The sequence below is a fragment of the Kitasatospora sp. NPDC059088 genome (assembly GCF_042738155.1).
In the GTDB taxonomy this organism is placed as follows: domain Bacteria; phylum Actinomycetota; class Actinomycetes; order Streptomycetales; family Streptomycetaceae; genus Kitasatospora.
This window is the reverse complement of record NZ_JBHYGR010000029.1, coordinates 31,468-43,591: the sequence shown is the minus strand read 5'-3', so window position 1 is coordinate 43,591 and position 12,124 is coordinate 31,468. Positions and strand designations below refer to the sequence as shown.

Here is a 12,124-nt window from a genome sequence, read left to right as displayed (position 1 = left end):
TTCTATGGGGTCTCCCGGCCCGGGCGGTACGGGGCCCCCCCCGCGCCCGCTGGGCTGCCGGCCGCAACCACCGGCCCGGGCCCCGGGCGCCGCTGCGGCGTCGCGGCCCTCGGTCGGGTGTGCGTCACGCCGCGCCGACCGGCTCGGAGCCGGACTCGGCCGGGACCGCCGTGGCGGCCGCCGTACGGGCGTTGATCACTCGCTCGGCCATCGGTCCGAAGAGCAGGCCCAGCGCGGCCCACAGCAGCAGCTGCGCGGCCACCGAGTAGAAGCGGAACTCGAACAGGGTGTCCGCCGGGAAGCCCGGGTAGACGATGGCACCCTTGTCGTCGGTCAGCGGCAGCGGCGTCTCGGTCGCGTGATGGCCGAACTGCTGGACGTTGTCGGCGAGTTCGCCGAGCGAGGGGAGCACCGCCATGACGATGCCGATCGCCGCCGCGAAGGCGCCGGCGGCGAGCAGGGTGGCGTTCCAGTTCCCGAACCGGGCCTGGAGGCGCTTGCCGAGCCAGACCGCCAGCACGAGGAACAGGAGCGAGCAGGCGACCATGGCCAGGTACAGGTTGCCGCGGTCGCGGATGGTGTCGGGGTGTCCGATGGCCGGCGGGTTGGCGGGGTACTTGACGAACGGCACGAGGTACAGGCCGAGGAACCCGCCCAGGGCCACCAGCATCGCCAGGTTGCGCGGGCGGAGCCTGCCGGTCCGGCCGAGGCACACGGTGTACGCCACCGCGAACAGCGCGCCCATCGCCGCACCGAACAGGATCATGCCGGCGCCGATGCCGACGTTGGCCTGGACGGTGCGGCTGAAGATGTCCGGTCCGCCCATGTCCATGGGCAGCCCGGCGGCTTTGTCCAGCAGGCCCTGCGCGTCGTCACGACCGCTCTCGTACTCGATCGCCGCGTTGATCTGCGGCTCGGCGAAGATCCGCGCGAAGACGAAGGCGAGCAGGCCGGCCACTGCGCCGGCGAGCACGCCGCGCAGGATGAGTTTCTTCTCCATGTCTGGTTGTTCGCTGCTTCCGCTCGTCAGTGGCAGGGGAAGCCGAGGAAGTGCCGCGAGTCGTGGACGAACTCGTGGATGTGCATGTCCTTGCCGAACACGGAGTAGGCACCCTGGTCGACGCCGATGAAGTAGTAGACGGCCAGCGCGAGGAACGCGGTGACGACGAGCCAGGCGACGGCCTTGGACGCCGGCACCACGACCGGGACGGGCAGGGCAGAGGGTCCGGGCATACTGGTGCTCACGGTGGAGCCTCCTTCGGGGATCGTGCGTCCCGCTCTTGTTGGGGCGAATCGTGATGGCGTCGTATCTGACTCGCGGGCCGCCCCGAAGGGCGATCCGCTCACAGTGGCGCGACCGTGCCGGAGTTCCACCGGCTTCCTTACGCCATCACTACATCCGGCAGAGTAGGCCTGTCCGCCGGGGCCGTCAATCGGCCTCGAAGCGCACGGTGGGCTCGAAGTTGGCGCGGCGGGCCGCTCGGCGGAAGACGGTCAGGACGGCGGGCCCGACGACGAGCACGGCGGTCAGGGTGGTGACGGCGCGGCCGGTGTCCCAGCCGAGCGACGTGGCGAGGTCGAACAGCAGGTAGCGGTGCCACTGCTCGGTGAAGGGCAGACCGGGGAGGTAGGCGATCGAACTGTTCGGGTCGGTGGAGAACGGCCAGAAGGACAGGTTCAGCAGGAAGCCGAACAGGTAGCCGGAGAAGGCCCCGTACACGGCCAGCACGGGCACCTCCACCCGGCGGCGCCGGGTCTTCGGCAGCAGGCCTGCGAGCATGCCGACGAAGGCGCAGCCGAACATCTGGTAGGGCATCCAGGGGCCGACTCCACCGGTGAGCAGGGCGGAGGCGAACAGCGAGGTGCAGCCGAGGGTGAAGCCGAAGCCGGGGCCGAAGACGCGGCCGGCCAGGACGAGGATGAAGAAGACCGTCTCCACGCCGGCCGTCCCGGCGCCGAGGGGTCGGAGCCCGGCATTGACGGCGGACAGGACGCCGAGCATGGCGAGCGCCTTGGCGTCGATGCCGCCCGCCGAGATCTCGGCGATAACGACGGCGAGGACCAGGACGAGCAGGGCGGCGAAGATCAGCGGCGGGGCGTAGTTGGAGCCGAACTTCCCGGGTGCGACGACGAACGGCCAGGTGAAGGCGACCAGGCCGATGAAGGCGGCCAGGGCGACGACGACGCGGGCCCGGCCGGGGATCCGTACGGCGGTCATCGCGCGGCCTCCGCCGGTTCGAGGGCCTCGGCGACCTGCCGGGGCGTCAGGTAGCCGAGTGGGGCGAGGATCTTGGCGGTCTGCGGGGCGAAGGTGGGCGAGGCGACGATGACCTGGGCGGTCGGCCCGTCGGCGACGATCTCGCCCTCGGCCATCACCACGACGCGGTCGGCGGCGGAGGCGACGAACTCGACGTCGTGGGTGGAGACGACGACCGTACGGCCTTCGGCGGCGAGCGCGTCCACGATGCCGGTGAGCGCCTCCTTGGCGTGGTAGTCGAGCCCCCGGGTGGGTTCGTCCAGCAGCACGACCCTTGGTGCGGCGGACAGTTGGATCGCCAGGACGAGGGCCAGCTTCTGCCCCTCGGAGAGGTCCCGGGGGTGGGTGTCGTCCGGGATCCCGGGGGCCAGGCGGTCCAGGATCTGCCGGGCGGTCGGCCCGTCGGCGCCCTCGGCTTCGGCATCGCTCTGGGCGAGTTCCCGGGCGACCGTCTCCAGGTACAGCAGGTCGGTGGGGGTCTGCGGGACGAGCCCGACCAGCTGCCGGGCCCTGGCCGCGGGCAGGCGCTTGGGGTCCTCGGCCTTCCCGCCCCCGGCACCGGTGACCTTCACGCTGCCGCCCTGGCGGGGCCCGGAGCCCTGGAGGGCCCACAGCAGCGAGGACTTGCCGGAGCCGTTGCGGCCCATCAGCGCCGTGACCTCGCCCGCGCGCAGGTCCAGCCGGACGTCCCGGACGGCGGCCACCGGCCCGTACCGGACCACCACGCCCTTCGCCTCCAGCACCGGTTCCCCCGCCGCCGCTGCCCGGCGCGGCGGGGGAACCGGTACGTCCGTGAGCCGCTCCCGCAGCGGTGCGGCGGCGCGGCGGGCGTCCCGGACGGACAGCGGCAGCGGCCGCCATCCGGCCAGGCGGCCGAGGTCGACGACGGGCGGCGCGATCGTGGTGTCCCGGAAGACCTCGGCGGGCGGACCGTGCACGACCGTCCCGTCCCCCGGCAGGTAGGCGACGCGGTCGGCGTACTGGACGACGCGCTCCAAGCGGTGCTCGGCCAGCAGGACGGTCACCCCGAGGTCGTGGACCAGCCGGGTGATCGCGGCCAGCACCTCCTCGGCCGCCGTCGGGTCGAGCGCGGAGGTCGGCTCGTCCAGGACCAGCACGCGGGGGTGCGCGGTGAGGACTGATCCGATGGCGACGCGCTGCTGCTGGCCGCCGGAGAGCTCGTGCAGGGCGCGGTGGCGCAGCTCGGCCAGGCCGAGCAGGTCCAGGGTCTCCTCGACCCGCTTGCGCATGACGTCCGGGGGGATCGCCAACTGCTCCATGACGTAGGCGAGTTCCTCCTCCACCGTGTCGGTGGTGAAGCCGGCCGACGGGTCCTGTCCCACGACGCCGACCACGTCGGCGAGTTCTCTCGGCGGGTGGTGGGCGGTGTCCCGGCCGTCCACGGTGACCCGGCCTCGCAGGGTGCCGCCGGTGAAGTGCGGCACGAGGCCGTTGACGGCGCCGAGCAGGGTGGACTTGCCCGCCCCGGTACGGCCGACCACCAGGCAGAGCTCGCCCTCCGGGATGTGCAGGTCGACGTCGCGCAGGACGGGCGTGGTCTCGCCGTCGTACACCACACCGACCCGGTCGAATCGGATCACGTGCTCACCTCGGAGGTCGTGCGGTCGGTGCGGGTCCGTACGGGCGGCTTCGGTGCGGCCGGTGCGGTCCGTTCGGGCGTGCGGCCGGGCGGCGGCGAGACGATCCCGGCCGCGCCCGCCAGGAGCAGGGCGAGCACCGGGACGAGCGGCAGCGTCGGCCAGGTCAGCGGGTAGAGGGAGGGGTTGAGGTCGGTGGCGTCGTAGCCGACGGTGGCGGACAGCAGCACGGCGGCGGCCACTCCGCAACCGGCCACGCCCCACTCGGCGGCCCGCCAGCGGTCCGGCCGGTAGGTGGTGCGCCGCACCCGGCGCCCGCCGAGCAGCAGACCCGCCACGCAGAGCACGGCACCCGCGAGGAAGGCGGGCAGGCCGAGCGCGGCCGGGGCCGTCCCGTCCAGCAGTCCGTACACCCCGGCGCACAGGCCGCACATGCCGAGCAGCATCAGCACCCCGGTGAGCCGGCGGGAGCGGCGCGAGGCGGTGCCGGAACGCCCGTAGCCGCGCGAGTCCATCGCGGCCGCGAGGCCCAGCGAACGCTCCAGCGCGTCCTCCAGGACCGGCACCACGATGCTGTGCAGGGCGCGGACGCCCTTGCGCCCCCCCGCACGCAACCTCCGTGCCCGGGCGACCCGTTGGACGCTCTGCACCAGCTGGGGCGCGACGCTGAGCGCCACCGTCACGGCGACGCCGAGCTCGTACAGGGCCCCGGGCAGGACGCGCAGGGACCGCTTGGGGTTGGCGAGGGTGTTCGCGGCGCCGATGCAGCAGATCAGACAGGCCAGCCGCAGCCCGTCGAAGGCCGCCGAGAGCGTGGCCTCCAGCGAGACCGGGCCGCCGATCCGGATCCCCGCGTACCAGTCGGGGGTGGGGATGTGCGGCAGGGAGAAGAGCAGGTGGTCGTGCGGGGTGATACCGGTGGCGAAGACGCATCGGAAGACCACCCGGATCGCCACCACCGTCAGCGCCAGCCACAGGTAGTAGCTGAACCCGCGGGCCCACGGGGCCTCGCTGCGGCGGGCGGTGACCACGTAGCCGAGCACGGCGAGGACGAGCAGGAGCAGCAAGGGGTTGGTGGTGCGGCTGGCCGCGGTCGCCAGGGCGAGCGCCCAGGCCCACCAGGCCAGCGGGTGGAGGTTGCGCGGGGCGCGCCGGCCCCCGGCGCCCCGCCCGGGGCTGCGCTGCGGGGAGCCGAGGCCGCAGGTGTCTTGCGCGCTCACCGGATCACTCGGCCCGTCGGCGGCGACGGCGTGCGGCCACCACCGTGGCCACGCCCAGCGCCACGACGAGGACCGCCCCGAGCGCAGCGGGCACCATCGAACCGGAGTCGTGCGGGGCGTCGGCCACCGGGTTGGCGTCCACCACCCCGCCGGGCACGGCGGGCGCGGACGTCGCCCCGGCCGCGGCCACGGCCGTCTGCGGTGTCGGCCCGTCACTCGGGGTCTCGGTCGGCGGGGCGGTGGAGACTTCGGCCGGTACCGGCGTGGGATCGGGCGCTCCCGGCGGGGTGATGCCGTCCGCAGGAGTGGCCGCGGTACCCGTTCCCGGGGTCGCGGCGGGCGCCGGCGGACGGGTTCCGCCGGGCCGGGGTGCGGCCGGGGCCGGGGCACCCCCGGTCGAGCCGGAGCCGCCGCCACGCGTCGTACCGCTGCCGCCCGTCGTGCCCGATCCGCCCGTCGTACCGGAACCGCTCGCCGCTCCGCCGGAGCCGCCCGTCGTGCCCTGGCCCGGGTCGGCCGGCTGCCCGCCGGAACTGGGGTTGTGGGCCCGGACGCTGTCCGGCGAGAAGGTCGGACGCCCCTCGGTGCCCTCCACGTTGGTGCCGCCGTAGATCCACAGGTCGACGCTGCCGGGCTTCGGCTGGTAGAGCATCGCCCCGAGCTGGCTGTAGGACCACTCGTTCTGGCCCGGATCGGCGTGCCAGTACGACCAGTACGCGGTGGCCGGAGGTGTCAGGACGCACTTCTCCTGGTCCGGGGTCGGGAACTGCTTGCCGCCCTGGTAACCGCTGTAGCCGATCCGGCAGATGAAGGCCGGGCCGTCGTGGCCGGTGCCGGTGGTCTTCCAACCCCCTTGGTTCAGCAGGGTGTAGCCGGTGGTGGGCGTGGAGCCGCAGGAGCGCAGCAGCGGGCCGCCCCACTTGCTCAGGTCCACGGCGAGGACGACCCCGGAGGTCGGGGTGCACTGCTCCATCGGCAACGGCGCAGCGGCAGCCGGGACCACGCCCACGGCGAGGCCGCCGAATGCCAGCGCCGAGGTCAGTGCCGCCGCCCCGGACAGCCGGGCGAGCCGCTGCCCGAGTCCCCGGCTCACCGGTGACGCCCCGGGGCGGCCGTCCGGCGGCGACGGGCGACGATGACGGCAGCGGCACCGAGCGCGGTCAGCGCACCGGCGGCCGCCGTCAGCGCCAGTGCCTGGGTTCCGGTGCTCGCGAGGTGATCCGAACCGGTCTGCACCGGGACGCCTCCGGCCGCCTCGGCACCGCCATCCGTCGGGGCGTCGACGCCACCGGACGACGGCGCGCCGGTGGTCGGGCCGGGCCCGGTCGTGGTGGGCGAACCCGTCGGGGTCCCGGTGGACGTGGTCGTCGGGGTGGAGGTGCCGGTCGGGGTGGGCGTACCGGACGGAGTGGTGGAGGGAGTACCCGTCGGGGTGACCGTACTCGTCGGGGTCGGCGTGCCGGACGGCGTGGTGGACGGCGTCCCGGTCGGCGTCGGCGAGCCGCCGAGGTCGCGGGACAGCGTGCCGAAGGAGATGCCGGTGGCGCCGCCGAGCACCTGCGTGGACGCCCGGACGTCCGACCCCCGCTGCCCGGTGGAGGCGACGTTGAACCCGCCGTCACCGTTCTGCTGCCCGGCGAGGAAGTCGAGTGCCTTGGCGATCTGTCCGCCGTAGGCGGCCTTGCGCAGCGTCATCCCCTGGACGGCCAGCGCGGCCGAGTTGGTGGAGTTGCCGGCCGCGCCGGGGAAGCCGCCGTCGGGCAACTGCCGTGCGGCGAGCCAGCCGAGGCCCTTGTCGACCGCCTGGGCGGCCTCGTCCCCGGGGACGAGGGCGAGGGCCATGACGGCCATGGCCGTGCTGTCCACATCCGAGTCACCGGCGGCCGGAATCAGACTCGGCCAGGACCCGTCCGGGTGCTGGAGGCTCCTCAGGTAGCCGATCGCGGGAGCGGCACCGGTCGACTCTCCGGCCCGGAGCTGGGCCATGACGGCGAGCGCCTGGGAGAAGACCGAGGTGGCGTAGGTGTAGTTGCCCGGGGCGTCGCAGCCCGTGCCCGCGTCGGCCTTGGTGCACACCATCGCGGCGAGGGCGGCGATCAGGTCGTGGCCGCCGAAGTTCCGCGGGTTGCGGCCGACCGCCTCGGCGAGCAGCGCCTCCTTGCCGATGGACCCGCCGCCGGCGTACTCGGTGCCGATGGCGGTCCAGTCGTTGACGGTGCGCGCGCTCGCGTCCTTGCCCTGCTGGTCCAGGAAGTCGACGATCCTGCGCAGCGCGGCGTCGTCCGTACCGGTCGCGGCGAGGGCGTAGGCCCCGTCGATGGTCAGGCCGAAGTCGGCGAAGGCCGGGAACCCCTCGTAGTAGTGACCGTCCGTCAGGCGGGACGGGTCGGTGAGGTAGGCACTCCCCTTGGCGGCGTCCGGCTTCCTCCCGGCAGGCGGGGTCGGTGTGGCGGTGGGGCCGTCCGCGTCGTGCCGGGCGGTGGTGAGGTCGGCACCGGTCAGGGCCGGGATCGTCGGCCGGGCTGCCGCGCTCTCGGGGTGCCCCAGCAGGACCGTACCGCAGGCGGCGACCGCGACGGCACCGGCGACCACCAGCGAGGCGAGGTCCCGGTTTCTGTGACGTGTACGACTGCTGCTGACCCTCACGACGACTCCCTGGTCGGTCGACACGGGAGAAACGGCGCAGCCGACGGCCGCCCACGGGGAACACGGGACCGTCGAGACCACGTCGTAGTCCGCGACGACGCAAGTGCTGTGTGAACACACCCCCGGTCCAGGCATTCCGGCTCACCCACCCTCAGGTGGGTCCACGGTTGCGGGTCAGCGCCGGAGTTGGACCGGCTTCCCCTGAATGCCGAGGGCAAAAAATCGGTTCATCAGACCACGTTGACCGAAGCAGAGTCAATGAGGCGTCAGCGGTGGCCGAGCGGGAGGACCCGGGTGCGGCACCGGGGCTGACGCGCAGCGGTGGGGGGGTCACCGGTGCCCCGGCCCCTCCCGGGAGAGGAGCCGGGCACCGGTCGGCGTCCGCGGTTCAGGACGCGGTTCAGGACGCGGTTCAGGGCGCGGTGATGCCCGGCTGGGCACCGGCGCCGAAGGACCAGCCCTCGACGTCGCCGGGTGCCGGGTTGTAGCTGCCCGCGCCCAGGTTGCTGTACGACCAGGGGCCGCCGTGCTGGGCGTGCCAGTACGACCAGTAGGCGCTGCCGGTCGGGTTGGTGCAGGTCGTCGGCAGGGCGTTGATCGTGCAGACGAAGCCCGGGAAGCGCGGGTGGAAGGAGTACGAGAAACCGGCCCCGGTCAGCGCGGCCAGGCCGCTGGCCGGGTCGCCGGGCGCACAGCCGGTCTGGACGCCGCCGCCGACGGCGGTGAAGTCGACCACGACGGTGACCCCGGTGGTGCCGGTGCAGGCGTCCGCCCGCGCCTGCGGGGCCTGGACGGCGGAGACGCCGAGCAGGCCGGCCGTGAGGGCCGCCGCAGCGGCGATCGACCCGAGCGTACGGCGGGCCGGGCGGGCACGGCGGGCCGGGCGGACCGCGGTGAAGGTGTCGGTCATCGGTGAAATCCTCCTGGAGTCAGGCTCGTTCAGCGCACGGCCGTGGGCGTGGCCGTGTCCCTGGCCGTGTCCGTGGCCGGGCAGGCGAGGGTCGGGGCGCCGGGGCGTGCACCGGCGGCGGACAGCGTGGCCAGCGGGGTGCCCGCGAGGCCGAGGACGGCCTGTGCCGTGGCCCGGGCGCCGTTGCCCGCGTTGAAACCGCTCGCGTCGTAGGCGACGGCGCCGCGGACCGCCTGGTCGGCGGAGCAGTCCTGCTGGAACTTGACCAGCCGGCTCCAGCCCTTGAACCCGGCGGCCAGGCGCCCGCCGGAGAACAGCGCCTGGGTGGCCAGGCCGGTGGTGTTGGCGTTGGAGGCGGTCGCCCCGGCGGCCGCGAACCCGCCGTCGCCGTTCTGGTGGGCGGTGAGCCAGCCGAGTCCCGTGTTCGCCTTGGCGGCGCGACCGGTGGCGGCGAGGGCCTGGACGGCGAGCGCGGTGGCGTCGGGGTCGCTGGTGCAGGCGGCCTGGCCGAAGGAGACCGGGAAGCCGCCGTCCGCGCACTGGCTGTTCGCCAGGAAGTCGACGGCCGCCGCCGGGGCGTCACCGGGCGTGCGGTGCAGGGCGATCAGGGCGAGGGACTGGCCGAAGGCGTTGCTGTAGTCGCCCCACTGGGAGCGGTCGGAGAAGCGGCCTCCGGCGGTCTGCAGCGAGCGCAGCCGGGCCGGCAGGTCGACGCCGCCGAAGGCCGTCGGGTCCCCGCCGCGGACCTCGACGGCGAGCAGCAGCTTGGCGGTCGCGCCCGCATAGGCCTCGGTGGTGCCGTCGCCGAGGTAGCCGCTGATGATCTCGGGCTTCGCCAGCCAGGCGGTGGCCTTCGCGGCGGCGTCGTCGGAGCTGCGCGAGGCGGCGAAGGCCAGCACCGCGTCGATGGTCAGGCCCTGGTCGGGGTAGGCGGTCCCGTTGAAGACGGACTCGAAGTGGTCGCCGCCGACGAGCTGGCGGGCCAGCCAGCCGCCCGCGGCGGCGTCGGGGCGGAACGTCGCGGACGAGGTCGGGGCGGCGGGCGCGGCACTCGCGGCGGTGGCCGCCGGAAGCGCGGCGGCAAGGGCGAGAGCGGGTATCGCGAGCAGACCGAGGGTGCGGCGGAGCGCGGGCATGGAGACCTTTCCGGGCCCGCACACAGGGGCCCGGAGGGCCTCGGCGACGCACCGGGCAGCCCTCTGAGCTCCGGCCCGCAGACCACGACGGGAGGAGTGGACGACACACCTCCGCCGACGGGTACTCGGGCTCGCCACCGACGCGGAGTCGGAGGCCTACCGTTGCGGGTCAGCGCCGGACTCGAACCGGACTTCCCCCGAGGGCGGAGTCACAACTTGACGGCCCATCATGGCGACACGGAAAAGATCCGGTCAAGGGTTCGAGCGCGACACCACGCTGCCCGGCACCCGCCGTCGCGACGCGCGCTCCTCTCCCCGCCGTCCTGGCCAGGTCCTCAGGGACGGCAGAATGGCTCCCATGCGGCACATCTTCGTCATCGGCATCGGCGCGGGCGACCCCGACCACCTCACCCTGCAAGCGGTCCGGGCGATCGGTCGCACGGACGTGTTCTTCATCCTCGACAAGAGCGAGGAACGACAGGACCTGATCCACCTGCGGCGCCGGATGCTGACCGAGCACGGCCGGCCCGGGCACCGGGTGGTCGAGGCACCGGACGCGGAGCGGGACCGCACCACGCCCGCGTACACCGCCGCCGTGGACGACTGGCGCCTCCGGCGCGCCGACCTGGTCGAGCGGCTGGCCGCCGAGCACCTCGGCGAGGGCGAGACGGGTGCCTTCCTGGTCTGGGGGGATCCGGGCCTCTACGACAGCGTCATCGCGGTGGTGGAGGACGTACGGGCCCGCGGCGCGGTCGCGTTCGACTACGAGGTGGTCCCAGGCATCAGCAGTGTCTCCGCGCTCGCCGCCGCCCACCGCACCACCCTGACCCGGGTCGGCCGCCCGGTGCAGATCACCACCGGCCGCCGCCTGGCCGAGGGGTTCCCCGAGGGGGTGGACGACGTGGTGGTGATGCTCGACGGCCGGGCCGCCTTCACCGGCCTCGACCCCCAGGGACTGGAGATCCACTACGGCGCTTACCTCGGCACTCCCGACGAGATCCTGGTCGCCGGGCCGTTGACCGAAGCCGCCCCACGGATCCGCGAGCTGCGCGAGTCGGCACGCGAGCGCAAGGGCTGGATCATGGACACCTACCTGCTGCGGCGGTCGGAGGGCTGACCGGCGTGCGCCGCCCCGGGCGAGGGGGCTGCGCACGCGCGGACCGTCAGCGGTGCTCGAACTTCGGCGCCCGCTTCTCGGCGAAGGCGGCCATGCCCTCCTTCTGGTCCGCCGTGGCGAACACCGAGTGGAACAGCCGGCGTTCGAAGCGGACGCCCTCGGCGAGCGTCGTCTCGAAGGAGCGGTTGACGCTCTCCTTGAGCATGACCGCCGCCGGGGTGGACATCGCCGCGACGGTCTCGGCGGACCCGGAAGACGGTGCTGGTGATCGAGTGGCTCACGATCGCCACCGGGGTGATCCAGCTGCTCTCCCGCGGCTCGATCATCTCGCTGGCCGGCATCGATCGCGGGCATCATCGTCCTGGCGTACAGCTCCGCCGAGGACAAGGAGTGGTTCACGGTCCGAAGGGCCGATCATCAGCGCCGGACGCCGGGTTGTCGACGTCGGGGGCGTGAGCGCGGTACGTCGGGCTCTGGCGGGTGCGGTGCTGGAACGGGATCTCCGCTGCGCAGGAGCGCCGGGGCCGTCCGGCATCATCAGCGAGGCTACGAGTTCGTCGGGATGTAGTCGTAGCAGTACTGCAAGCCGCCCTGCGGATTGATCTGCCAGTACGAATTCCACAGGGCGGTACCGGTCTTGGGCCCGACGATGCCGTCCCTGCTGAGGCCGTTGCCGTACGCGCGCTGGAAGTCCTCGACCATGCCCTCCGTATCCGGCCCGAAGTCGCCGTCCACGGCGATCCTGTGGCCGAGGCCGACACCGTTCAGGAAGGCCTGAACACACGAAACCGCGGGTCCGTGCGACCCCTTCTGCACGTAAGGGGCGGTGGTGGAGGCCTCGGCCGTTCCGCTGAGGCCGACGACCACGGACAGTGACAACGTCACGCCCGCAGCGACACGTGCCAGTGCGCGTGCTCTCATAGCGACTACATCCATTTCTGGGGCCATCCCCCGGTGGCTCTGGTGATGACGAAGACCAGTCATCAGCGCCAGGGATCCTACCTGAAATGATCAAGAAAGAAACCAGTCAGGCTGCCCATCCAGTGGGCGAGCTGGACGTCGCCGGTGGTGCGGCCGCCGCCGGCGGTGACCGGAATCCGGTGGGTGAGGGTCGCGCACCACTTGTGGGGCCAGGGTCAGGGCCGCCCGTCCCCACCGGGGGCGACGACCTGCCCGACCCAGCCCCAGAACCTTCGGAATGGACCGAGGAGAGAACGTGCGCGAAGCACACACCAGGGAG

Annotated in this window: 12 protein-coding genes, 1 pseudogene and 3 riboswitches; of the genes and pseudogenes, 2 read left to right on the top strand and 11 right to left on the bottom strand. The window is 73.5% G+C overall.

The features are described from left to right. Window positions 1–124: 124 nt before the first annotated feature. The 9 genes from ACFWXO_RS15820 to ACFWXO_RS15780 form a co-directional block, all read right to left on the bottom strand. Window positions 125–1,000, bottom strand: coding sequence for a CbtA family protein (locus tag ACFWXO_RS15820; protein ID WP_380524498.1), 876 nt, complete (start codon window positions 998–1,000; stop codon window positions 125–127). Window positions 1,001–1,026: 26 nt separating this feature from the next. Next, on the bottom strand, window positions 1,027–1,245 hold the full coding sequence (locus ACFWXO_RS15815) for a CbtB-domain containing protein (RefSeq protein WP_380524497.1): 219 nt from the start codon (window positions 1,243–1,245) through the stop codon (window positions 1,027–1,029). A gap of 37 nt (window positions 1,246–1,282) precedes the next feature. Next, a riboswitch (cobalamin riboswitch) is annotated at window positions 1,283–1,407 on the bottom strand. Between the two features lie 22 nt (window positions 1,408–1,429). Next, entirely contained in the window at window positions 1,430–2,218 is a 789-nt protein-coding gene (locus tag ACFWXO_RS15810) for an ECF transporter S component (protein ID WP_380524496.1), read from the bottom strand. Beyond that, a complete protein-coding gene (locus ACFWXO_RS15805) occupies window positions 2,215–3,858 on the bottom strand; it encodes an ABC transporter ATP-binding protein (RefSeq protein ID WP_380524495.1) in 1,644 nt (547 codons plus the stop codon). Before ACFWXO_RS15805 ends, ACFWXO_RS15810 begins: the two co-directional genes overlap by 4 nt. After that, window positions 3,855–5,075 carry a CbiQ family ECF transporter T component gene (locus ACFWXO_RS15800; RefSeq protein WP_380524494.1) on the bottom strand — a complete coding sequence of 407 codons (1,221 nt, stop codon included), beginning with the start codon at window positions 5,073–5,075 and terminating at the stop codon, window positions 3,855–3,857. The genes ACFWXO_RS15805 and ACFWXO_RS15800 overlap by 4 nt, the downstream gene beginning before the upstream one ends. Before the next feature lie 4 nt (window positions 5,076–5,079). Next, window positions 5,080–6,168 (bottom strand): hypothetical protein, encoded by a 1,089-nt coding sequence (locus tag ACFWXO_RS15795; protein ID WP_380524493.1) that lies wholly within the window; start codon window positions 6,166–6,168, stop codon window positions 5,080–5,082. Further along, window positions 6,165–7,721 (bottom strand): prenyltransferase/squalene oxidase repeat-containing protein, encoded by a 1,557-nt coding sequence (locus ACFWXO_RS15790; RefSeq protein ID WP_380524492.1) that lies wholly within the window; start codon window positions 7,719–7,721, stop codon window positions 6,165–6,167. Before ACFWXO_RS15790 ends, ACFWXO_RS15795 begins: the two co-directional genes overlap by 4 nt. 108 nt (window positions 7,722–7,829) lie before the next feature. Beyond that, a riboswitch (cobalamin riboswitch) is annotated at window positions 7,830–7,974 on the bottom strand. Window positions 7,975–8,133: 159 nt separating this feature from the next. Further along, on the bottom strand, window positions 8,134–8,631 hold the full coding sequence (locus tag ACFWXO_RS15785; RefSeq protein WP_380524491.1) for a flagellar hook-length control protein FliK: 498 nt from the start codon (window positions 8,629–8,631) through the stop codon (window positions 8,134–8,136). 29 nt (window positions 8,632–8,660) lie between these two features. Further along, window positions 8,661–9,767, bottom strand: coding sequence for a peptidase (locus ACFWXO_RS15780; protein ID WP_380524490.1), 1,107 nt, complete (start codon window positions 9,765–9,767; stop codon window positions 8,661–8,663). Between the two features lie 98 nt (window positions 9,768–9,865). Next, a riboswitch (cobalamin riboswitch) is annotated at window positions 9,866–10,014 on the bottom strand. A 111-nt stretch (window positions 10,015–10,125) separates the two neighbouring features. Here ACFWXO_RS15780 and cobF point away from each other — a divergent pair. Beyond that, window positions 10,126–10,884: a precorrin-6A synthase (deacetylating) gene (gene cobF / locus ACFWXO_RS15775; protein WP_380524489.1), complete on the top strand. Its 759-nt coding sequence runs from the start codon at window positions 10,126–10,128 to the stop codon at window positions 10,882–10,884. Window positions 10,885–10,930: 46 nt separating this feature from the next. Here cobF and ACFWXO_RS15770 read toward each other — a convergent pair. Then, window positions 10,931–11,128, bottom strand: a pseudogene (locus tag ACFWXO_RS15770) (enoyl-CoA hydratase-related protein); the annotation flags it as partial. Between the two features lie 14 nt (window positions 11,129–11,142). Here ACFWXO_RS15770 and ACFWXO_RS15765 point away from each other — a divergent pair. Next, window positions 11,143–11,340 (top strand): hypothetical protein, encoded by a 198-nt coding sequence (locus ACFWXO_RS15765; RefSeq protein WP_380524488.1) that lies wholly within the window; start codon window positions 11,143–11,145, stop codon window positions 11,338–11,340. 90 nt (window positions 11,341–11,430) lie between these two features. Here the strand turns inward: ACFWXO_RS15765 and ACFWXO_RS15760 are convergent, their stop codons facing one another. Continuing rightward, window positions 11,431–11,769, bottom strand: a complete 339-nt coding sequence (locus ACFWXO_RS15760; RefSeq protein WP_380524487.1) for a peptidoglycan-binding protein — start codon at window positions 11,767–11,769, stop codon at window positions 11,431–11,433. Between the last annotated feature and the right edge of the window lie 355 nt (window positions 11,770–12,124).

Bases quoted from the DNA above. Each gene is read 5' to 3' on its own strand.
- ACFWXO_RS15780 (WP_380524490.1), bottom strand. From the start codon at position 9,767: ATGCCCGCGCTCCGCCGCACCCTCGGTCTGCTCGCGATACCCGCTCTC.
- ACFWXO_RS15810 (WP_380524496.1), bottom strand. From the start codon at position 2,218: ATGACCGCCGTACGGATCCCCGGCCGGGCCCGCGTCGTCGTCGCCCTG.
- ACFWXO_RS15820 (WP_380524498.1), bottom strand. From the start codon at position 1,000: ATGGAGAAGAAACTCATCCTGCGCGGCGTGCTCGCCGGCGCAGTGGCC.
- cobF (WP_380524489.1), top strand. From the start codon at position 10,126: ATGCGGCACATCTTCGTCATCGGCATCGGCGCGGGCGACCCCGACCAC.
- ACFWXO_RS15785 (WP_380524491.1), bottom strand. From the start codon at position 8,631: ATGACCGACACCTTCACCGCGGTCCGCCCGGCCCGCCGTGCCCGCCCG.